The sequence below is a fragment of the Herminiimonas sp. KBW02 genome, from assembly GCF_003852535.1.
Classification (GTDB): Bacteria; Pseudomonadota; Gammaproteobacteria; order Burkholderiales; family Burkholderiaceae_D; genus Oxalicibacterium.
Map to the genome: position 1 here is coordinate 1 of NZ_QAJP01000005.1, position 19,626 is coordinate 19,626.

Genomic DNA, 19,626 nt, shown 5'->3' on the forward strand with positions numbered 1-19,626 from the left:
ACAGTCATGCTGATCAACCCGATCGCGATGGAAGAAGGTCTGCGTTTCGCGATTCGCGAAGGTGGCCGTACCGTTGGCGCAGGTGTTGTCGCTAAAATTATTGAGTAATAAACCCGATTAAATGACGGGCAACCCCGTCATTTAAATATCGCCGCGAGTGCTAACCCGCTCGCGGCTCGCTCTTTTAAGGAATCAAAATGTCAACAGCACCGAAATCAGCTCCAAACCAAAAGATCCGTATTCGTCTGAAAGCATTCGACTACCGTCTGATCGATCAATCGGCACTCGAAATCGTTGATACAGCAAAACGTACCGGCGCAGTTGTTAAGGGTCCAGTACCACTGCCAACACGCATTCAGCGTTTTGACGTTCTGCGTTCGCCGCACGTCAACAAGACTTCGCGCGACCAATTCGAAATCCGTACGCACGTTCGTCTGATGGACATCGTTGACCCAACCGACAAAACAGTTGATGCATTGATGAAACTGGATTTGCCAGCTGGCGTTGATGTAGAAATCAAGTTGCAATAATTTTGCATCTGACAGGGGGTGGTTCGGGTAATTGAGCCAAAACCTCTGTTTGTGCGGGCTGGGAACAACAATTCACACATTTATGTGTTGTGGAAGCCTTGTTTACCGGTTACAATCTCGGGCTTCGCTATGGATTCCTCTTTGGAGTCCTTGTGGTACTCGTAGTTTAAATACATCAGCCCCGCCCAATCGTAGGTGGGAATGGAGAAAAAATGAACCAAAACCAAGATAAAGGCCAAGGCCTGCTTGGTCGCAAGGTTGGTATGATGCGCATCTTCACGGATGACGGGGATTCGATTCCTGTCACCGTGCTCGACGTGTCAAACAATCGTGTGACGCAAATCAAAACATCTGAAGTCGATGGTTATTCGGCTGTTCAGGTCGCCTTCGGCAGCCGTCGTGCTTCCCGTGTCAACAAAGCTGCAGCAGGTCACTATGCTAAAGCTGGCGTTGAAGCTGGCACACTGCTCAAAGAATTCCGCGTTGCCGCTACTGCTGCTTCCGAACTGAAAGTTGGCGATGTTATCGCTGCCAGCCTGTTCGAAGTCGGTCAAAAAGTAGACGTGCAAGGTGTCACTATCGGTAAGGGTTACGCAGGTACCATCAAGCGTTACAACTTCAGCTCCGGTCGTGCATCCCACGGTAACTCCCGTTCGCATAATGTTCCAGGCTCCATCGGTATGGCGCAAGATCCAGGTCGTGTTTTCCCTGGTAAGCGCATGACCGGTCACCTGGGTGACGTTACTCGCACCACACAAAACCTCGAGATCGCTCGTATCGACGCTGATCGCCAACTGTTGTTGGTTAAAGGTGCTGTTCCTGGCGCAAAAAACGGTCAGGTGATTGTGTCGCCGGCTGTTAAAGTCAAAGCAAAGAAGGGGGCTTAATCCATGGAACTCAAGCTCCTGAATGACCAAGGTCAAGCTGCTTCGAACGTTGCTGCTCCGGATACTATTTTCGGTCGCGACTACAACGAAGCGCTGATTCACCAAGTCGTCGTTGCTTATCAAGCAAACGCACGTAGCGGTAATCGCAAGCAAAAAGATCGTGAAGAAGTGCATCACACGACCAAAAAGCCATGGCGTCAAAAAGGTACGGGCCGTGCTCGTGCTGGTATGTCGTCTTCGCCTTTGTGGCGCGGCGGTGGTCGTATTTTCCCGAACTCGCCTGACGAAAACTTCTCGCACAAAGTTAACAAAAAGATGTATCGCGCAGGTGTTTGCTCGATTCTCTCCCAGTTGGCTCGCGAAGGTCGTCTCTCCGTCATCGAAAGCCTGTCAGTTGATGCGCCTAAGACCAAGCTCTTGTCGCAAAAATTGAAAGGTATGGGTCTGGATTCCGTGCTCGTCATCACTGACAGCCTGGATGAAAACCTGTTGTTGGCATCGCGCAATCTGCCTAACGTGCTGATTTGCGAGCCACGTCATGCTGATCCAGTTTCGCTGGTCTTCTACAAGAAGATCCTGATCACGAAGCCGGCATTGGCCAAGATTGAGGAGATGCTGGCATGAGCGCGGTTCAGAAATATAGCGAAGAACGCCTGATGAAAGTGTTGTTGGCGCCAGTCATTTCCGAGAAAGCTACTTTCGTTGCTGAAAAGAACGAACAAGTTGTTTTCCTGGTGATGCCAGATGCTACCAAGCCAGAAATCAAGGCTGCGGTTGAGCTGCTGTTCAAGGTTCAGGTTGAATCTGTTCAGGTTGCTAACCGTGAAGGTAAACAAAAACGTTCGGGCCGCTTCAATGGTCGTCGCAATCACACACGTCGTGCGTTTGTATGCCTGAAGCCAGGTCAAGAAATCAACTTCACCGAGGAGGCTAAATAATGGCACTCGTTAAAGTCAAGCCGACCTCGCCTGGTCGTCGTGGCATGGTCAAGGTCGTTAATGCCGACCTGTACAAAGGCCGTCCATTCGCAGGCCTGCTCGAAAAGAAATCGAAAACTGCCGGCCGTAATAACAACGGTCACATCACTACTCGCCACATCGGCGGTGGTCATAAGCAGCACTATCGCGTTATCGACTTCAAACGCACTAAAGATGGTATCCCGGCGAAAGTGGAACGTATCGAATACGATCCAAACCGCACGGCTCACATCGCTTTGGTGTTGTATGCAGATGGCGAACGTCAATACATCATCGCAACCAAAGGTATGGCTGTCGGCGATCAATTGATGAACGGTTCGGAAGCGCCGATCAAATCGGGTAACTGCCTCCCTATCCGCAACATTCCTGTCGGTACCGTAATGCACTGCGTCGAAATGTTGCCAGGCAAAGGCGCGCAAATGGCGCGTACAGCTGGTGCTGGCGTCGTGTTGATGGCACGTGAAGGTACATACGCTCAAGTTCGTTTGCGTTCCGGTGAAGTTCGCCGTGTGCATATCGAATGCCGTGCAACCGTTGGCGAAGTTGGCAATGCTGAGCATAGCCTGCGCAAAATCGGTAAAGCAGGTGCGATGCGCTGGCGTGGTGTTCGTCCTACCGTTCGCGGTGTGGTCATGAACCCGGTTGATCACCCACACGGTGGTGGTGAAGGTAAAACGGCTGCAGGTCGTCACCCAGTATCGCCATGGGGCCAGCAGACAAAAGGCAAGAAGACACGCAGCAACAAGCGTACTACTTCTATGATCGTCTCGCGTCGCGGCAAGAAATAAGGATAAGACATGACACGTTCATTAAAAAAAGGGCCGTTCTGTGACGCCCACTTGGTGAAAAAAGTTGAAGCCGCGCAAGCGAACAAAGACAAAAAGCCAATCAAAACCTGGTCGCGCCGTTCGACCATCATGCCTGACTTCATCGGCTTGACGATCGCGGTGCATAACGGTAAGCAACACGTACCGGTTTACGTATCCGAGAACATGGTTGGTCACAAGCTCGGCGAATTCGCGCTGACCCGCACGTTCAAAGGTCATGCTGCTGATAAGAAGGCTAAGAAATAAGGTCCGATGATGGAAACTAAAGCTACCCTCCGTGGTGTGCGCCTGTCGGCTCAAAAGGGCCGCCTTGTGGCAGACCAGATCCGCGGCAAAAAAGTGGATCAAGCGCTCAATATCTTGCAATTCAGCCCTAAAAAAGGTGCTGCAATCATCAAACGTGTACTCGAGTCCGCAATTGCGAACGCCGAGCACAACGATGGTGCTGATATCGACGAATTGAAAGTTACAACAATTTATGTTGAAAAAGGTTCGGTCTTGAAGCGCTTCACAGCGCGTGCAAAAGGCCGTGGTGATCGTATCTCTAAACAATCCTGTCACATTTACGTGACTGTCGGTAATTAAGGAGTCACGATGGGACAGAAGATACATCCAACCGGTTTCCGCCTTGCGGTTTCGCGTAACTGGGCATCGCGTTGGTATGCTGGCAATAGCAATTTCGCCACCATGCTCAACGAAGATCTCAAAGTTCGTGCATACCTGAAAACCAAACTGAAAAACGCTTCAGTTGGCCGCGTCGTTATTGAGCGTCCAGCTAAAAATGCTCGCATCACAATTTACAGCTCGCGCCCAGGTGTCGTGATCGGTAAAAAAGGTGAAGACATTGAAGTGTTGAAATCCGCACTGACCAAAATGATGGGTGTGCCGGTTCATGTCAATATCGAAGAAATTCGTAAGCCAGAAACCGACGCACAACTGATCGCTGATTCGATTGCTCAGCAATTGGAAAAACGCATCATGTTCCGTCGTGCAATGAAGCGTGCAATGCAAAATGCAATGCGCCTCGGTGCACAGGGTATCAAGATCATGTCGTCCGGTCGTTTGAACGGTATCGAAATCGCACGTAAAGAATGGTATCGCGAAGGTCGCGTGCCACTCCACACACTGCGTGCAGATATCGACTACGGTTTCGGCGAAGCTGAAACAACCTACGGCATTATTGGTATCAAAGTCTGGGTTTACAAAGGTGACCGCCTCGCCAATGGTGAAGCGCCGGTAATCGATGTTGCATCCGATGATGACAAAAAACGTCGTGGCCCACGCCGTGACGATGGTAAACCAAGCGGTCGTCCACGTGCTCCGCGTCCAGAAGGTCAACCAGGTGCAGCTGCACCAGGTGGCGCACCGGCCGCTAAGCGTGTTCGCGCTAAAAAGCCGGATGGCGACGCTGCTGTGTCGGCTGAGAAAGCAGGAGAATAATCATGCTGCAACCAGCACGCAGAAAGTATCGTAAAGAGCAAAAAGGCCGTAATACCGGTATTTCTCATTCGCGCGGCACAGCCGTGTCGTTTGGTGAATTCGGTCTGAAAGCAATCGGTCGTGGTCGTATTACTGCTCGCCAAATTGAAGCGGCTCGTCGTGCAATGACGCGTCACATCAAACGTGGTGGCCGTATCTGGATCCGTATTTTCCCGGACAAGCCGATTTCGAACAAACCTGCTGAAGTCCGTATGGGTAACGGTAAAGGTAATCCGGAATACTACGTGGCTGAAATTCAGCCGGGCAAAATGTTGTACGAGATGGATGGTGTGGACGAGGCACTGGCACGCGAAGCGTTCCGGTTGGCTGCAGCTAAGCTGCCGCTGTTGACCACGTTTGTCGTTCGTCAAGTCGGCCAATAATAGGGGCGAACATGAAAGCATCTGAACTCCAAGGCAAAGACCAAGCGGCTTTGACCAAAGAACTGAACGATCTGCTGAAAGCGCAGTTCGGTCTGCGTATGCAGATTGCAACACAACAGTTGAACAACACTTCGCAACTGAAAAAAGTACGTCGCGATATAGCACGTGTAAAAACGGTCTTGAATCAGAAGGACGCCAAATAATGAACGATCAAGTAAAACAAGCGCTCAAGCGTACGTTGATTGGCAAAGTCGTGTCTGACAAGATGGACAAGACCGTAACCGTGCTGATCGAGCGTCACGTCAAGCATCCGTTGTACGGCAAAATCATCATGCGCTCGAGCAAGTACCATGCGCATAATGAAGGTAACCAGGCAAAAGCTGGTGATACGGTCGAAATTCAAGAAGGTCGCCCTATCTCCAAAACTAAAGCTTGGACCGTTACACGTGTTGTACAAGCTGCACAAATAGTTTAATTAGTTGTTGCGGGCCCGCCATTTAGGTGTAATAATGGCGGGCTTCGTTATTGCAATGTGATAGTTGCAAAGCAGTAAAAAGCTTTAGTACCAAGAAGTTTGTTGTGCTAATCGAAGTTTTGGAAATCGTCCACCTCATCAGTCTGCTTTCGGCGGGCTGCCGGGACCAAGACTGACCGCGAGTGTGCATTGTGCGCAGTGAGCGGGTTAAGTTGGGAAAGAAAATACTATGATTCAAACTGAAAGCCGGCTCGAAGTAGCCGACAACACTGGTGCCCGCGAAGTAATGTGCATCAAGGTGCTGGGCGGTTCAAAACGCCGTTACGCTAGCATTGGCGATGTGATTAAAGTCACCGTCAAAGTCGCAGCACCACGTGGTCGTGTGAAAAAAGGCGAAATTTATAACGCAGTTGTTGTGCGTACTGCCAAAGGTGTTCGTCGTCAAGACGGTTCCCTGGTCAAGTTCGACGGCAATGCAGCAGTTTTGCTGAACGCAAAGCTGGAGCCAATTGGCACGCGTATTTTTGGACCGGTTACACGTGAATTGCGCACTGAGCGCTTCATGAAAATCGTTTCTCTTGCGCCTGAAGTTCTGTAAGGAGTCGTGATGGATAAGATTCGTAAAAGCGACGAAGTCATTGTGCTGACTGGCAAAGACAAAGGCAAACGTGGCGTTGTGCAACGCCGTGTTGATGCTAACTACGTGGTTGTCGAGGGTGTCAACGTTGCTAAAAAAGCGACCAAGCCTAACCCAATGACAGGCGCAACTGGCGGCATCGTCGATAAGTTGATGCCAATTCATGTGTCGAATGTTGCATTGTTCAATGCTGCAACCGGCAAGGCAGATCGCGCTGGCTTTAAAGATGTGGACGGTAAAAAAGTCCGCGTTTACAAGTCAAGCGGCGAAGCAGTGAAGGTTTAAGAGATCATGGCCCGTCTCCAAGAATTCTATAAAGAAAAAGTCGTTGGCGATCTGACCGCAAAATTTGCGTACAAATCGGCAATGGAAGTTCCGCGCATCCTGAAGATCACCCTGAATATGGGTTTGTCGGAAGCGGTTGCGGACAAGAAAATCATCGAACACGCAGTTGGCGATTTGACCAAGATTGCTGGCCAAAAGCCAGTAGTTACCAAAGCGCGTAAAGCGATTGCGGGTTTCAAAATTCGCGAAGGTTATCCTATCGGTTGTATGGTGACTTTGCGTGGCGCTCAGATGTATGAGTTCCTTGATCGTTTCATCACAGTTGCGTTGCCACGTGTGCGCGATTTCCGTGGTGTGTCCGGCAAGGCGTTCGATGGGCGCGGCAACTACAATATCGGTGTGAAAGAGCAGATCATTTTCCCCGAAATTGAGTACGACAAGATTGATGCATTGCGTGGTATGAATATCAGTATCACGACAACTGCAAAGACCGACGATGAAGCAAAAGCGCTTCTCGCCGCATTTAAATTTCCGTTCAGAAACTGAGGTTGCCATGGCAAAACTGGCACTGATTAACCGTGAACAAAAGCGTGCAGACCTGGTAAAGAAATATGCCGGCAAACGCGCTGAGTTGAAGGCGATCATTGATGACCAATCGAAGTCGGAAGAAGAGCGCTACGAAGCGCGCCTGAAATTGCAGGCGTTGCCACGTAACTCGGCTCCTACTCGTCAACGTAACCGTTGCACTTTGACTGGTCGCCCCCGTGGCACTTTCCGTAAGTTCGGTTTGGGCCGTATTAAGCTCCGTGAAATCGCCATGCGTGGTGAAATCCCGGGTATGACTAAAGCCAGCTGGTAATAGGAGAATAAGCAATGAGTATGAGCGATCCTATCGCCGATATGCTGACCCGTATCCGCAATGCGCAAGTAGTACAAAAAACTTCGGTAGCAATGCCGTCGTCGAAAGTCAAAATCGCAATTGCAAACGTCCTCAAGGACGAGGGTTACATTGAAGACTTCGCCGTAACAGAAGCTGCTGGTAAAGCAGAGCTGAAAATCGGTTTGAAATATTATGCAGGTCGTCCAGTCATCGAGCGCTTGGAGCGCGTATCCCGTCCAGGATTGCGCATTTACAAGGGCAAGGACGATATTCCAAACGTCATGAACGGTTTGGGTGTGGCTATTGTGTCGACACCAAAAGGCGTTATGACTGACCGCAAAGCGCGCGCAACCGGTGTCGGTGGCGAAGTTATTTGCTACGTCGCCTAAGGAGTGCAAGATGTCTCGTGTAGGTAAAATGCCGATTGCACTGCCAAGTGGCGCGGAAGCGACCATCAGCGCAGCGCAAATCACAGTTAAAGGCCCGTTGGGCAGCCTGTCCCAGTCCTTGAATGGCCTGGTGAACATTGAAAACAACAACGGTACGCTGAATTTTAAAGCCGCTAACGACAGCCGCGAAGCAAATGCGATGTCGGGTACGTTGCGCGCATTGGTCAATAACATGGTCACTGGCGTAACTAAAGGCTTTGAAAAGAAATTGACGCTCGTTGGCGTTGGTTACCGTGCTGCGGCACAAGGTGACAAGCTGAATCTTTCGTTGGGTTTCTCGCATCCAGTCGTGCACCAGATGCCGCAAGGCGTCAAAGTCGAAACGCCGACCCAAACTGAGATCCTGATTAAAGGGATTGATCGACAAAAAGTTGGTCAGGTTGCTGCTGAAGTTCGTGCGTACCGCGAACCTGAGCCTTATAAAGGCAAGGGCGTTCGTTATTCGGACGAAGTGGTTGTGATTAAAGAAACCAAGAAGAAGTAAGGGTTGACGATGGATAAGAAACAATCACGTCTGCGCCGCGGACGCCAAACTCGAGCCAAGATTGCTGAGTTAAAGGTGAATCGCCTGGCAGTGCATCGCACCAACTTGCACATCTACGCCAGCATCATCGGACCAGATGCCACAGTATTGGCATCTGCCTCGACACTCGAAGCTGAAGTTCGCCAAGAGTTGGCTGGTCAGTCCGGCAAAGGCGGTAACGTTGCCGCTGCTGCACTGGTAGGCAAGCGCGTTGCAGAAAAAGCACTGAAAGCAGGAATCGCCGAAGTTGCGTTCGATCGCTCCGGTTTCCGTTATCACGGCCGCGTCAAAGCAGTTGCTGAAGCTGCGCGTGAAGCTGGTCTGAAGTTCTAAGGAAGAATCGTCATGGCAAAAATGCAATCCAAAATGCAAAGCGATAAGCCGGATGATGGCATGCGCGAAAAAATGATCGCGGTCAACCGTGTGACCAAAGTGGTCAAGGGTGGTCGTATCATGGGTTTCGCAGCATTGGCTGTAGTCGGTGATGGCGATGGCCGCATCGGCATGGGCAAAGGCAAATCGAAAGAAGTGCCGGTCGCAGTGCAAAAAGCAATGGAAGAAGCGCGCCGCAAAATGATCAAGGTAACGTTGAAAAACGGTACTCTGCAACACACAGTAACCGGCAAGCACGGTGCGTCGTCAGTCTTGATGCTGCCAGCTAAAGACGGTACTGGTGTGATCGCTGGTGGTCCTATGCGCGCAATTTTTGAAGTAATGGGCGTAACGAACGTTGTGGCGAAATCCACCGGTTCGACCAACCCTTACAACATGGTTCGTGCAACTCTGGACGGCCTGGCAAAAATGAACACCGCTTCGGAAATTGCAGCTAAGCGCGGCAAATCTGTTGAAGAAATCCTGGGCTAAGGTGAGCGCAATGGCAAACACAGTTAAAGTTAAATTGGTCAAAGGTTTGATCGGTACCCGCGAAACACATCGCGCTACCGTTCGCGGCCTGGGCTTGCGCGGTATCAACTCGGTATCCGAGTTGGAAGACACACCGGCAGTTCGCGGCATGATTAACAAAGTATCGTATCTCGTGAAAGTAGTGTCGTAAGCTTCGGCTTGCACACGGAGAAAATCATGGAATTGAATAGCATTCAACCAGCTGACGGCGCCAAGCATTACAAACGCCGCGTCGGCCGTGGTATCGGTTCCGGTCTGGGTAAGACATCGGGCCGTGGTCACAAAGGTCAAAAATCCCGTTCAGGCGGTTTCCATAAAGTCGGTTTCGAAGGCGGTCAAATGCCTTTGCAACGTCGTTTGCCTAAGCGTGGTTTCAAATCGCTGGCAACGCCATACAAAGCGGAAGTTCGCTTGTCCGACCTGGAAGCATTGCCAGTAACGGAAATCGATATTCTGGCATTGAAACAAGCTGGTGTAATCGGTGAGCTCGCACGTGTAGTTCGCGTTATCCTGTCCGGTTCGATCACTAAAAAAGTGACCGTAAAGGGCCTGATCGCAACTAAAGGTGCTAAAGCAGCTATCGAAGCAGCTGGCGGTTCGGTTGCGTAAGTTTGTAGTCTGATAACGGAGTAAACATTGGCGACTACTCCTCAGCTTGCTAAGGGTGCGACAAGTGGATTTCCATGGGGTCGCCTCTGGTTCTTGCTCGGTGCATTGGTAGTATTTCGTATTGGTGCGCACATTCCTGTACCAGGAATTGATCCGGAACAGTTAGCGCAGTTGTTTAAGCAGAATCAAGGCGGCATTCTGGGCATGTTCAACATGTTCTCTGGTGGCGCTTTGTCCCGCTTTACGATTTTCGCTCTCGGTATCATGCCGTACATCTCTGCATCGATCATCATGCAGTTAATGTCGGTAGTGTCTCCGCAGTTGGAAGCGTTAAAGAAAGAAGGCGAATCCGGCCGTCGTAAGATCACCCAATATACGCGCTACGGCACGTTGTTGTTGGCGACCTTCCAGGGCTTGGGCATCGCAGTGGCGCTGGAATCGCAGATTGGTCTGGTCATTGATCCAGGCATGGCTTTCCGCCTCACGACAGTCATTACGCTGGTAACCGGCACCATGTTTTTGATGTGGTTGGGTGAGCAGATTACCGAACGTGGTTTGGGTAACGGCATCTCTATCATCATCTTTGCAGGTATCGCAGCAGGTTTGCCTAGTGCAGTGGCAGGTTTGTTTGAGCTGGTTCGTACCGGTTCGATGAATGCGCTGTCGGCGATTCTGATCTGTGTAGTGGTTGCTGCAGTAACGTATCTGGTTGTGTTCATTGAACGTGGCCAACGCAAGATCTTGGTGAACTATGCCAAGCGTCAAGTGGGTAACAAGATTTACGGTGGTCAAAGCAGTCATTTGCCGCTGAAGCTGAATATGGCTGGTGTGATTCCTCCAATTTTCGCCTCGTCGATCATTTTGTTCCCGGCGACGATTACGAGCTGGTTCACATCAGGGGAAACGACAAGCAAGTTCGTCGGTTTCCTGAAAGATCTGGCGGCCTCGATGGCGCCAGGCGAACCGATACACGCTTTGCTGTATGCTGCTGCGATTGTTTTCTTCTGCTTCTTTTATACCGCTTTGGTATTCAACAGCAAAGAGACAGCCGATAATTTGAAGAAGAGTGGTGCGTTCGTTCCAGGCATACGTCCTGGTGACCAAACCGCTCGGTATATTGATAAGATTCTGACTCGGTTGACATTAGCTGGCGCGGTCTACATTACGCTGGTGTGTTTGCTGCCTGAGTTCTTGATCGCACGCTGGAAGGTGCCGTTCTATTTCGGTGGAACATCACTTCTGATTATTGTGGTTGTAACGATGGACTTCATGGCACAGGTGCAAAACTACGTGATGTCGCAGCAATATGAATCGTTGCTCCGCAAAGCGAATTTCAAGGGCGGGGTTCCAACGCGCTAAGCGCGAAGGAAAACGGGCGAACGAATGGCAAAAGACGACGTAATCCAAATGCAGGGGGAGATTCTAGAAAATCTCCCGAACGCAACATTTCGAGTTAAGTTGGAAAATGGGCACGTAGTGCTTGGTCATATTTCAGGAAAAATGCGTATGAACTATATTCGCATTCTCCCTGGCGACAAGGTGACGGTAGAGTTGACACCTTATGATTTAAGTAGGGCACGTATTGTGTTCCGTACTAAGTAACTTTAAAAACGAATCAAGAACTGTAAGAAAGAGGGCAAAAATGAAAGTGCTCGCATCAGTTAAGCGGATCTGCCGCAACTGTAAGATCATCAAGCGCAAGGGCGTCGTTCGAGTAATTTGCATCGAACCGCGTCATAAGCAGCGCCAAGGTTAATTTAACGTTATTGATTGAGGAATAACGAATGGCACGTATCGCAGGGGTAAACGTACCCAACCACCAACATACCGTAATCGGCTTGACAGCTATTTATGGTATTGGCCGCCCACGTTCGCAAAAAATTTGCGAAACCGCTGGTGTTCCGACCACTAAAAAGGTCAAAGATCTGGACGACAACGAGCTCGAGAAGCTGCGCGATGAGATTGCAAAATTCATCGTTGAAGGCGATCTGCGCCGTGAACTCTCGATGAACATCAAGCGCCTGATGGACTTGGGTTGCTATCGTGGTATGCGTCATCGCAAAGGTCTGCCTTGCCGTGGTCAACGTACCCGTACGAATGCACGTACTCGCAAGGGTCCGCGTAAAGCAGCACAATCGCTGAAGAAATAATTCAAGTAAGCAGTTCGATTAGACGTCGGATTCAAGGAAAGAATAATGGCAAAAGCACCTAATAACGCCGCAGCAGCACGTGTGCGTAAGAAAGTTAAAAAGAACGTTGCTGAAGGCATCGCGCACGTACACGCGTCGTTCAACAACACCATCATCACGATTACCGATCGTCAAGGCAATGCGCTGTCATGGGCAACGTCTGGCGGTGCTGGCTTCAAGGGTTCGCGTAAATCGACTCCGTTTGCAGCGCAGGTTGCAGCTGAAGCAGCAGGTAAAGTCGCGATCGAATGCGGCATCAAGAATCTGGAAGTTCGCATCAAGGGCCCAGGCCCAGGCCGTGAATCGGCTGTGCGTGCGTTGAACAATCTGGGCATCAAAATTACCCAGATCCAAGACGTTACACCAGTGCCACATAACGGTTGCCGCCCACCTAAGCGTCGTCGTATCTAAGCATTTGTTGTATCAACGGTAGTTTGTTGTACCGTAAATTGCCCGCCAACGACCTTGGCGGGTTTTGTTCTTAAGCCCACCGTCTGTTGCACGCCGCACAGACTAGCGCTCAATGAATTTGTGATGAATTTTAATAAACAAAAAATTCATTCGGAGCGTCATATATTTAAAGGAAATTCTCGTGGCACGTTATATTGGACCTAAAGCTAAGCTCTCCCGTCGTGAAGGTACCGACCTTTTCCTGAAAAGCGCACGTCGTTCGCTGGACTCGAAATGCAAACTTGATTCGAAACCTGGTCAGCATGGTCGCACTTCCGGTGCTCGTACCTCCGACTACGGCAATCAATTGCGTGAGAAGCAAAAAGTTAAACGCATGTACGGTATCCTGGAACGTCAATTCCGCCGTTACTTTGCAGAAGCAGATCGTCGTAAAGGCAACACCGGTGAAACACTGTTGAAGTTGCTGGAGGCGCGTCTGGACAACGTGACATACCGTATGGGTTTCGGTTCGACCCGTGCTGAAGCGCGTCAATTGGTTTCGCACAAAGCGTTCACCGTCAACGGTATCGTTGTCAACATCGCTTCGTACCAGGTTAAACCAGGCGACGTCATCGCTGTTCGTGAAAAATCGAAAAAACAAGTGCGTATCGTTGAAGCCCTGTCGCTGGCTGAACAATCGGGTATGCCTTCGTGGGTTTCGGTTGATGCGAAGAAAATGGAAGGCACCTACAAGGCTGCTCCAGATCGCAGCGAAATCGCTAACGACGTCAACGAATCGCTGATCGTCGAATTGTATTCCCGTTAATAAAGAATCCCGGCCCACCTTCTGGTGGGCTTTTCTCGTAATGCCATCAGCCTTATCGGTGTAATGAGCCGAGGGTATTGAAAAGGACATTTCATGCAAAACAGTTTGTTGAAGCCACGTATTATTGAAGTTGAAGTGCTCGGTGCCGGTCACGCTAAAGTCGTGATGGAACCGTTTGAACGCGGCTACGGCCACACACTGGGTAACGCGCTGCGTCGCGTCCTGTTGTCGTCGATGGTTGGCTACGCGCCGACTGAAGTAACGATCGCTGGTGTTGTGCACGAATATTCATCGCTCGACGGCGTGCAAGAAGACGTCGTTGATCTGCTGTTGAACCTGAAGGGCGTTGTGTTCAAGTTGCACAACCGTGACGACGTCACCCTGACCCTGAAAAAAGACGGCGAAGGCGCTGTGTTGGCATCCGATATCGAATTGCCACACGACGTAGAGCTGATCAATCCGGATCACGTGATTGCTCACCTGACCGCCGGCGGCAAACTCGACATGCAGATTAAGGTCGAAAAAGGCCGTGGCTATGTACCAGGTAACGTTCGTCGCCTGTCCGAAGATACCAACAAGACAATTGGCCGTATCATTCTGGACGCATCGTTCTCGCCTGTACGTCGCGTTTCCTACGCTGTGGAGTCGGCTCGCGTTGAACAACGTACCGATCTGGACAAACTGGTTATCAACATCGAAACCAACGGTGTGATCACACCTGAAGAAGCGATCCGTCAATCGGCACGCGTTCTGGTTGATCAACTGAATGTATTCGCTGCTCTGGAAGGTACAGAAGCACCGGCAGATGCACCATCGCGCGCACCTGCAGTTGATCCTATCCTGTTGCGCCCAGTGGATGATCTGGAACTGACAGTACGTTCGGCTAACTGCCTCAAAGCAGAAAACATTTACTACATTGGTGATCTGATCCAACGTAGCGAAAATGAACTGTTGAAAACGCCTAACCTCGGCCGTAAGTCCCTGAATGAAATCAAGGAAGTACTGGCATCCCGTGGTTTGACTTTGGGCATGAAACTCGAAAACTGGCCACCAGCCGGTTTGGAGAAGTAATTAGTAATGGGGGATAGGGGCAACCCTATCCCTTTTGTAGTAGAATCCACCGTCGTAAAAATATAGATACCGGTCCGCGTCCCTGCTTGAAGTGGTGGCGATAGAAGAACTGGATTTAAACTCAACTAGAAAGGTATTACCATGCGTCACCGTCACGGCCTCCGTAAATTAAATCGTACCTCTTCGCACCGTCTCGCGATGTTGCGCAACATGACTGTTTCCCTGCTGCGTCACGAAGCAATCAAAACCACGTTGCCAAAAGCAAAAGAACTGCGTCGCGTTATCGAACCGATCCTGACCCTGGGCAAAACTGACAGCCTGGCAAACAAACGCCTCGCGTTCAACCGTCTGCGCGATCGCGAAATGGTTGTTAAACTGTTCGCAGAACTGGGCCCACGCTACGCAAACCGCAACGGCGGCTACCTGCGTATCCTGAAAATGGGTTTCCGCGTTGGCGACAATGCACCTATGGCTTTCGTTGAACTGGTAGATCGTCCAGACACCACCGAAGCAGTAGAAGACAACAGCGGCGAATAAGCCGGCCGTCGCATAGCGATAGCAAATGTCAAAAAAGCCAGGCTTAGCCTGGCTTTTTGCTTTTCCGCTCTGTCATCTTGTATGCCGGCTTATGGCAAGATGGGCATAGTTAATCAAGTGCTCTGTGCCTATGAACGATCCAGCCATCCTTGCCGTTACTGACCTGCATAAATCCTTTGGCCGCAACGGTAGCGGTAGCAAAGTAATCGACGGGCTGTCTTTCTCCTTGCGTCGCGGCGAGTGCTACGGTTTGCTGGGGCCGAACGGTGCGGGCAAGACGACCACGCTGCGTTTATGCCTGGGTCTGACTGCGCCGGACAGCGGGAGCATTACCTTGGTCGGGCATGCTATCCCCGCGCATGCGCGTGAAGCACGCACCAGGGTTGGAGTTGTGCCGCAAGGCGATAATCTCGATCCGGACTTTACGGTAGAAGAAAACCTGCTGGTATTTGGTCGCTACTTCGGGCTACCCGATAAGACTATCCAGGCGCGGATTCCGTCCTTGCTGGAATTCGCGAACCTGACGAGTAAAAAAGACGCGCAGATCGGTGAGTTGTCCGGCGGCATGCGGCGTCGCCTGACGCTGGCGCGCGCGCTGGTAAATGATCCCGATCTGATTTTTATGGACGAGCCAACTACCGGGCTCGATCCGCAAGCGCGCCATATGATCTGGGAGCGCCTCAAAGCTTTGCTGGCGCGCGGCAAAACGATATTTCTCACCACCCACTTCATGGATGAAGCGGAGCGCTTGTGCGATCGTCTGGCCGTCATGGACTACGGCAAGCTGATTGCGGAAGGATCGCCACGCGAACTGATCGCGCAGCACATAGAAAGCCAGGTACTGGAAGTCTATGGCGATGGCGCCGCCGCCTGGGGGGCAGAGCAGGGGCGGGCGCAGGCAGCGCGCTATGAGGTGAGCGGGGAAACCATCTTCTGCTACACCGATGAAGCGCAGCCTTTGCTGCACGGCCTGGCGCAAACATCGAATGTACGCTATGTACACAGACCGGCAAATCTGGAGGATGTGTTCCTGAAGTTAACTGGTCGGGAGATGCGCGATTGAAATCGACTATCTACACATTCCCGGTATTTTCCACGCGCGCCTTTCCGATCTGGCAGCGTAACTTCCTCGTATGGAAAAAGCTGGCTGGTGCCAGCGTATTGGGTAATATCGCCGATCCCTTGATTACCTTGCTGGCTTTCGGTTATGGTTTGGGCAGTTTGCTGACCCATGTCGATGGTATTCCGTATATCCAGTATCTCGCTTCCGGTTCGATTTGCATGTCCATCATGATGGCGGCTTCGTTTGAGGCGTTGTATTCGGCCTTCTCGCGCATGCATGTACAGAAGACCTGGGAGGCGCTGCTGAATGCGCCGCTGGCACTGGATGATGTGGTGCTGGCCGAGATGTTGTGGGCAGCGACCAAGGCACTGATTTCCGGTGTAGCGATCTTGCTGGTGATCTTTGCCCTCGGCATAGGCTTGCATCTGCATACACTGCTGGTGCTGCCCTTGTTGTTCCTGATCGGGATGATGTTTGCGTCGCTGGGGCTGGTCGTGAATGCGCTGGCCAAAGGTTATGACTTTTTCACCTACTATTTCACGCTGATACTGACGCCGATGGTTTTTCTGTCAGGCGTGTACTATCCGGTGGCGCAGTTGCCAGGATGGTTGCAAGAAATTGCCAGTGTCTTGCCGCTGGGCGCCGCAGTGAATCTGGTGCGACCCTTGCTGCTTGGACAATTGCCTGCCGCGCCATTGCGGGACATAGTCATATTGCTCGCGTACTGCGTTGTTGCCTTTTATGCAGCGATTGTATTGACGCGTAAGCGTCTGTTGAATTGAACGAAGGGGCAGTGGCGATGTCGATACCAGCGCAAGTATTGCTTGTGTGCAGCAACGTGCCGGATCTGGAGTGTGCGAAAAAACTGGCGCGGCATCTGCTCGAGCGCCAATTGGTCGCGTGCGTCAATATCCTGCCTGCAGTGCAGTCCATGTATCGTTGGCAAGGTGTGCTGGAAGAAGGCAGCGAAGTGATGCTGCAGATGAAGACGACGCAAGCACGTTATGCCGAGGTGGAAGCTGCCATCAAGATCATGCATCCGTATGAGGTGCCCGAAATTATTGCCTTTCCTGTCACTGAAGGCGCGCCAGCTTATCTGGACTGGGTCAGACAGGAAACCGACAAGGATAGAAATGTTTAAGATTCAGATGGCAGCCCTGCCGGGCATACATCGTATGACATCGTTGCTGCACAAATTCATGCTGGGCGTGAGTTGCTTAGTCATGCTTGCTCTGCTGACGCCGTTGGCACATGCAGATGAAGAATTCCTGGCGCCGGAAGTAGCGTTTAAGTTCTCGGCGCGTATGGATGATGCGCAAACCATAGCCGTTACCTACGCGATTGCAGATGGCTATTACATGTATCGCGAGCGCTTTGCATTCAGGGCAAACGGCGCAACGCTGGGTGAGCCGCAGATTCCAGACGGCAAAATCAAATTCGATGAAACCTTCCAGAAAGACGTAGAGACCTTCCGCAATAGCGTAACGATACGGATACCGGTAGAGGCGAGCGCACCATTCACGTTGATCTCGACTAGCCAGGGCTGTTCCGATAAAGGTTTGTGTTACTCGCCTATGGATACCGAGGCGCGTTTCTCGGTAGGCGATGGCAAGGTAACGCTACTCTCTTCATCGGTAGCAGGCGTCACGGCGCAAGCTGGCAGCGCATTGCCGCAAACGGAAATGGGGCGGATCGAAAGTTCGCTGAAAAGCGGCAATCTGTTGACGATACTGCCGCTGTTTTTCCTGCTCGGCCTGGGGCTGGCATTTACGCCTTGCGTCCTGCCTATGGTGCCTATTCTTTCCAGCATTATTGTCGGTGAGGGGACACAGGTAAAACGCAGTCGTGGCTTTGTTCTGGCGCTGGTGTATTCGCTCGGCATGGCGATTGTGTATACCCTGCTCGGTACCGCTGCTGGCCTGGTAGGCGAGGGACTGGCCGCTGCCTTGCAGAATCCATGGGTGCTGGGCACTTTTGCGGTGTTGATGGCGGTGCTGGCGCTGGCGATGTTCGATGTTTATCAATTGCAGATGCCGGCCGCGATACAAACGCGTCTGACGCAAGCGTCGGAAAAGCAATCTGCCGGCAAGCTGATCGGTGTATTCGTGATGGGCGCATTGTCGGCGTTGATCGTCGGTCCTTGTGTGGCAGCACCTTTGGCAGGCGCCCTGGTGTACATCAGTCAGACGCGTGACGTGATGATAGGTGGCAGTGCGTTGTTTGCGATGGCAATCGGCATGAGTGTGCCTTTGCTGCTGGTTGGTTTGTCCGCTGGCGCATTGTTACCGCGTGCCGGCATGTGGATGGATGCGGTCAAGCGCTTCTTCGGCGTGCTGATGCTGGCGGTTGCTTTGTGGATGGTGTCGCCGGTGATTCCGGCCGTCGCACAAATGTTGGGCTGGACCGCCTTGTTTGTCGGTTACGGCGCTTACTTGCTGTGGGACGCAAAAGGTGGCTGGTTCTCCAAGGCAGTTGGCCTGGTGTGCGTGGTACTGGGTATGTTGCAACTGGTAGGTGTAGCGACCGGTGGACGTGATGCACTGGCACCGCTTGAACATTTGCAGGGTGAGCGTCAGCAGAAGGTGACGTTTAAACGGGTGAAAACAGTGGCGGACCTGGATGCGGCATTGGCACAGTCCCAGGGCAAACATGTCATGCTGGATTTCTATGCGGACTGGTGTGTCTCTTGCATCGAGATGGAAAAACTGACTTTCACTGATCAACGTGTGCGTGCCCACTTCGCTGATATGGTTCTGCTGCAGGTGGATGTGACGGCGAACGATGCGGAAGACAAAGCCATGTTGCGGCGCTTCAATTTGTTTGGGCCGCCGGGCATTATTTTCTTTGATAAAGCGGGACAGGAAATTCAGGGCGGGCGCGTCATCGGTTTTCAGAATGCCGATAAGTTCACGCAATCACTGGACTTGATCAAGCAATTCTAAGTGCGGCCCGGCTTGCGCTATGATCATAGCTTCCCGTTATTTGTATAGTTGTTATTTGTCGTTGGGAAAGTGGTCTGGCGAGGCTATAGTCAGACATTGATGATTACGAAGCTAAGGAGAAAGCAATGACTTTACGTTTAGGCGATACTGCCCCCGATTTCGAACAGGATTCGTCGATCGGCAAAATCAAATTCCACGAATGGGCAGGCGATTCCTGGGTTGTTTTATTTTCGCACCCGGCTGACTTTACGCCGGTCTGCACCACCGAGCTGGGCCTGACTGCCAAGCTGAAACCAGAATTCGACAAGCGCAATGTGAAAGCGATTGCGCTGTCAGTGGATCCGGCCGACAAACACGTCGAGTGGATCAAGGATATTGAAGCTACACAAAAAACCGTTGTTGGTTTCCCTATCGTTGCAGATGCCGACAAATCGGTTTCTACCTTGTACGACATGATCCATCCGAATCAATCGGCAACTGCTACCGTGCGTTCATTGTTTGTGATTGATCCGCAAAAGAAAATCCGTCTGACGATTACCTACCCTATGAGCACCGGCCGCAACTTCGATGAAGTCTTGCGCGTGATCGATGCACTGCAACTGACGGATGGTTACACTGTTGCGACACCAGGTAACTGGCGTGATGGTGACGACGTCATTATTCCGTTGACCGTACAGGATGAGGCCATCATCAAGCAAAAGTATCCTAAGGGTTTCAAAGCAGAACGTCCTTATCTGCGTCTGACACCACAGCCAAATAAGTAA

34 protein-coding genes and 1 pseudogene are annotated in these 19,626 nt (G+C 51.4%); all 35 read left to right on the plus strand.

Annotation, left to right across the window (positions count from 1 at the left end):
• Positions 1 to 108: pseudogene (locus tag DBR37_RS09300) on the plus strand (elongation factor Tu); the annotation flags it as partial.
• Positions 109 to 197: 89 nt separating this feature from the next.
• Positions 198 to 530, plus strand: a complete 333-nt coding sequence (gene rpsJ / locus DBR37_RS09305; RefSeq protein ID WP_012081250.1) for a 30S ribosomal protein S10 — start codon at positions 198 to 200, stop codon at positions 528 to 530.
• Between the two features lie 212 nt (positions 531 to 742).
• Entirely contained in the window at positions 743 to 1,417 is a 675-nt protein-coding gene (gene rplC / locus DBR37_RS09310; RefSeq protein ID WP_124574221.1) for a 50S ribosomal protein L3, read from the plus strand.
• A 3-nt stretch (positions 1,418 to 1,420) separates the two neighbouring features.
• The gene (gene rplD, locus DBR37_RS09315; protein ID WP_124574222.1) at positions 1,421 to 2,041 is read left to right on the plus strand and encodes a 50S ribosomal protein L4; all 621 of its coding nucleotides are present in this window, start codon (positions 1,421 to 1,423) and stop codon (positions 2,039 to 2,041) included.
• A complete protein-coding gene (rplW, locus tag DBR37_RS09320; RefSeq protein ID WP_124574223.1) occupies positions 2,038 to 2,355 on the plus strand; it encodes a 50S ribosomal protein L23 in 318 nt (105 codons plus the stop codon). Before rplD ends, rplW begins: the two co-directional genes overlap by 4 nt.
• On the plus strand, positions 2,355 to 3,182 hold the full coding sequence (rplB, locus tag DBR37_RS09325) for a 50S ribosomal protein L2 (protein WP_124574224.1): 828 nt from the start codon (positions 2,355 to 2,357) through the stop codon (positions 3,180 to 3,182). Before rplW ends, rplB begins: the two co-directional genes overlap by 1 nt.
• Before the next feature lie 9 nt (positions 3,183 to 3,191).
• Positions 3,192 to 3,467, plus strand: a complete 276-nt coding sequence (gene rpsS, locus DBR37_RS09330) for a 30S ribosomal protein S19 (protein ID WP_124574225.1) — start codon at positions 3,192 to 3,194, stop codon at positions 3,465 to 3,467.
• A 6-nt stretch (positions 3,468 to 3,473) separates the two neighbouring features.
• A complete protein-coding gene (rplV, locus tag DBR37_RS09335; protein ID WP_012081245.1) occupies positions 3,474 to 3,806 on the plus strand; it encodes a 50S ribosomal protein L22 in 333 nt (110 codons plus the stop codon).
• 9 nt (positions 3,807 to 3,815) lie between these two features.
• The gene (gene rpsC / locus DBR37_RS09340; RefSeq protein ID WP_124574226.1) at positions 3,816 to 4,661 is read left to right on the plus strand and encodes a 30S ribosomal protein S3; all 846 of its coding nucleotides are present in this window, start codon (positions 3,816 to 3,818) and stop codon (positions 4,659 to 4,661) included.
• Between the two features lie 2 nt (positions 4,662 to 4,663).
• Complete coding sequence (rplP, locus tag DBR37_RS09345) at positions 4,664 to 5,083, plus strand: 50S ribosomal protein L16 (RefSeq protein ID WP_011872522.1); 420 nt, start codon at positions 4,664 to 4,666, stop codon at positions 5,081 to 5,083.
• A gap of 11 nt (positions 5,084 to 5,094) precedes the next feature.
• Positions 5,095 to 5,286 carry a 50S ribosomal protein L29 gene (gene rpmC / locus DBR37_RS09350; RefSeq protein ID WP_112990603.1) on the plus strand — a complete coding sequence of 64 codons (192 nt, stop codon included), beginning with the start codon at positions 5,095 to 5,097 and terminating at the stop codon, positions 5,284 to 5,286.
• On the plus strand, positions 5,286 to 5,558 hold the full coding sequence (rpsQ, locus tag DBR37_RS09355) for a 30S ribosomal protein S17 (RefSeq protein ID WP_012081242.1): 273 nt from the start codon (positions 5,286 to 5,288) through the stop codon (positions 5,556 to 5,558). The genes rpmC and rpsQ overlap by 1 nt, the downstream gene beginning before the upstream one ends.
• Positions 5,559 to 5,787: 229 nt before the next feature.
• Positions 5,788 to 6,156 (plus strand): 50S ribosomal protein L14, encoded by a 369-nt coding sequence (gene rplN, locus DBR37_RS09360; RefSeq protein WP_014004403.1) that lies wholly within the window; start codon positions 5,788 to 5,790, stop codon positions 6,154 to 6,156.
• A 9-nt stretch (positions 6,157 to 6,165) separates the two neighbouring features.
• On the plus strand, positions 6,166 to 6,480 hold the full coding sequence (rplX, locus tag DBR37_RS09365; protein ID WP_012081240.1) for a 50S ribosomal protein L24: 315 nt from the start codon (positions 6,166 to 6,168) through the stop codon (positions 6,478 to 6,480).
• Positions 6,481 to 6,486: 6 nt separating this feature from the next.
• The gene (gene rplE, locus DBR37_RS09370) at positions 6,487 to 7,026 is read left to right on the plus strand and encodes a 50S ribosomal protein L5 (protein WP_124574227.1); all 540 of its coding nucleotides are present in this window, start codon (positions 6,487 to 6,489) and stop codon (positions 7,024 to 7,026) included.
• Between the two features lie 7 nt (positions 7,027 to 7,033).
• Positions 7,034 to 7,339 (plus strand): 30S ribosomal protein S14, encoded by a 306-nt coding sequence (rpsN, locus tag DBR37_RS09375; RefSeq protein ID WP_041296706.1) that lies wholly within the window; start codon positions 7,034 to 7,036, stop codon positions 7,337 to 7,339.
• A 14-nt stretch (positions 7,340 to 7,353) separates the two neighbouring features.
• On the plus strand, positions 7,354 to 7,749 hold the full coding sequence (gene rpsH, locus DBR37_RS09380) for a 30S ribosomal protein S8 (protein ID WP_012081237.1): 396 nt from the start codon (positions 7,354 to 7,356) through the stop codon (positions 7,747 to 7,749).
• A gap of 10 nt (positions 7,750 to 7,759) precedes the next feature.
• Complete coding sequence (gene rplF, locus DBR37_RS09385; protein ID WP_124574228.1) at positions 7,760 to 8,293, plus strand: 50S ribosomal protein L6; 534 nt, start codon at positions 7,760 to 7,762, stop codon at positions 8,291 to 8,293.
• Between the two features lie 9 nt (positions 8,294 to 8,302).
• Positions 8,303 to 8,665: a 50S ribosomal protein L18 gene (gene rplR / locus DBR37_RS09390; protein ID WP_012081235.1), complete on the plus strand. Its 363-nt coding sequence runs from the start codon at positions 8,303 to 8,305 to the stop codon at positions 8,663 to 8,665.
• A gap of 12 nt (positions 8,666 to 8,677) precedes the next feature.
• Entirely contained in the window at positions 8,678 to 9,196 is a 519-nt protein-coding gene (gene rpsE / locus DBR37_RS09395; protein ID WP_012081234.1) for a 30S ribosomal protein S5, read from the plus strand.
• 10 nt (positions 9,197 to 9,206) lie between these two features.
• Positions 9,207 to 9,386 carry a 50S ribosomal protein L30 gene (gene rpmD / locus DBR37_RS09400; protein ID WP_011872511.1) on the plus strand — a complete coding sequence of 60 codons (180 nt, stop codon included), beginning with the start codon at positions 9,207 to 9,209 and terminating at the stop codon, positions 9,384 to 9,386.
• A gap of 26 nt (positions 9,387 to 9,412) precedes the next feature.
• A complete protein-coding gene (gene rplO / locus DBR37_RS09405; protein WP_012081233.1) occupies positions 9,413 to 9,844 on the plus strand; it encodes a 50S ribosomal protein L15 in 432 nt (143 codons plus the stop codon).
• Between the two features lie 27 nt (positions 9,845 to 9,871).
• The gene (gene secY, locus DBR37_RS09410; RefSeq protein WP_124574230.1) at positions 9,872 to 11,203 is read left to right on the plus strand and encodes a preprotein translocase subunit SecY; all 1,332 of its coding nucleotides are present in this window, start codon (positions 9,872 to 9,874) and stop codon (positions 11,201 to 11,203) included.
• Positions 11,204 to 11,227: 24 nt separating this feature from the next.
• A complete protein-coding gene (gene infA, locus DBR37_RS09415) occupies positions 11,228 to 11,446 on the plus strand; it encodes a translation initiation factor IF-1 (protein ID WP_005663428.1) in 219 nt (72 codons plus the stop codon).
• A gap of 40 nt (positions 11,447 to 11,486) precedes the next feature.
• Positions 11,487 to 11,600, plus strand: coding sequence for a 50S ribosomal protein L36 (gene rpmJ / locus DBR37_RS09420; protein ID WP_012081231.1), 114 nt, complete (start codon positions 11,487 to 11,489; stop codon positions 11,598 to 11,600).
• Positions 11,601 to 11,628: 28 nt separating this feature from the next.
• Positions 11,629 to 11,994 carry a 30S ribosomal protein S13 gene (gene rpsM, locus DBR37_RS09425; protein WP_124574231.1) on the plus strand — a complete coding sequence of 122 codons (366 nt, stop codon included), beginning with the start codon at positions 11,629 to 11,631 and terminating at the stop codon, positions 11,992 to 11,994.
• A gap of 45 nt (positions 11,995 to 12,039) precedes the next feature.
• Entirely contained in the window at positions 12,040 to 12,444 is a 405-nt protein-coding gene (gene rpsK / locus DBR37_RS09430; RefSeq protein WP_007875349.1) for a 30S ribosomal protein S11, read from the plus strand.
• 181 nt (positions 12,445 to 12,625) lie between these two features.
• A complete protein-coding gene (gene rpsD / locus DBR37_RS09435) occupies positions 12,626 to 13,249 on the plus strand; it encodes a 30S ribosomal protein S4 (protein ID WP_124574232.1) in 624 nt (207 codons plus the stop codon).
• A gap of 93 nt (positions 13,250 to 13,342) precedes the next feature.
• Positions 13,343 to 14,320: a DNA-directed RNA polymerase subunit alpha gene (gene rpoA / locus DBR37_RS09440; protein ID WP_124574233.1), complete on the plus strand. Its 978-nt coding sequence runs from the start codon at positions 13,343 to 13,345 to the stop codon at positions 14,318 to 14,320.
• Between the two features lie 141 nt (positions 14,321 to 14,461).
• The gene (gene rplQ / locus DBR37_RS09445) at positions 14,462 to 14,857 is read left to right on the plus strand and encodes a 50S ribosomal protein L17 (protein ID WP_012081227.1); all 396 of its coding nucleotides are present in this window, start codon (positions 14,462 to 14,464) and stop codon (positions 14,855 to 14,857) included.
• Between the two features lie 130 nt (positions 14,858 to 14,987).
• A complete protein-coding gene (locus DBR37_RS09450) occupies positions 14,988 to 15,920 on the plus strand; it encodes an ATP-binding cassette domain-containing protein (RefSeq protein ID WP_124574234.1) in 933 nt (310 codons plus the stop codon).
• The gene (locus DBR37_RS09455; protein ID WP_124574235.1) at positions 15,917 to 16,702 is read left to right on the plus strand and encodes an ABC transporter permease; all 786 of its coding nucleotides are present in this window, start codon (positions 15,917 to 15,919) and stop codon (positions 16,700 to 16,702) included. The genes DBR37_RS09450 and DBR37_RS09455 overlap by 4 nt, the downstream gene beginning before the upstream one ends.
• A gap of 17 nt (positions 16,703 to 16,719) precedes the next feature.
• Positions 16,720 to 17,061, plus strand: a complete 342-nt coding sequence (gene cutA, locus DBR37_RS09460; RefSeq protein WP_124574236.1) for a divalent-cation tolerance protein CutA — start codon at positions 16,720 to 16,722, stop codon at positions 17,059 to 17,061.
• Entirely contained in the window at positions 17,054 to 18,862 is a 1,809-nt protein-coding gene (dsbD, locus tag DBR37_RS09465) for a protein-disulfide reductase DsbD (protein WP_124574237.1), read from the plus strand. Before cutA ends, dsbD begins: the two co-directional genes overlap by 8 nt.
• A gap of 125 nt (positions 18,863 to 18,987) precedes the next feature.
• Positions 18,988 to 19,626, plus strand: a complete 639-nt coding sequence (locus tag DBR37_RS09470) for a peroxiredoxin (RefSeq protein ID WP_124574238.1) — start codon at positions 18,988 to 18,990, stop codon at positions 19,624 to 19,626.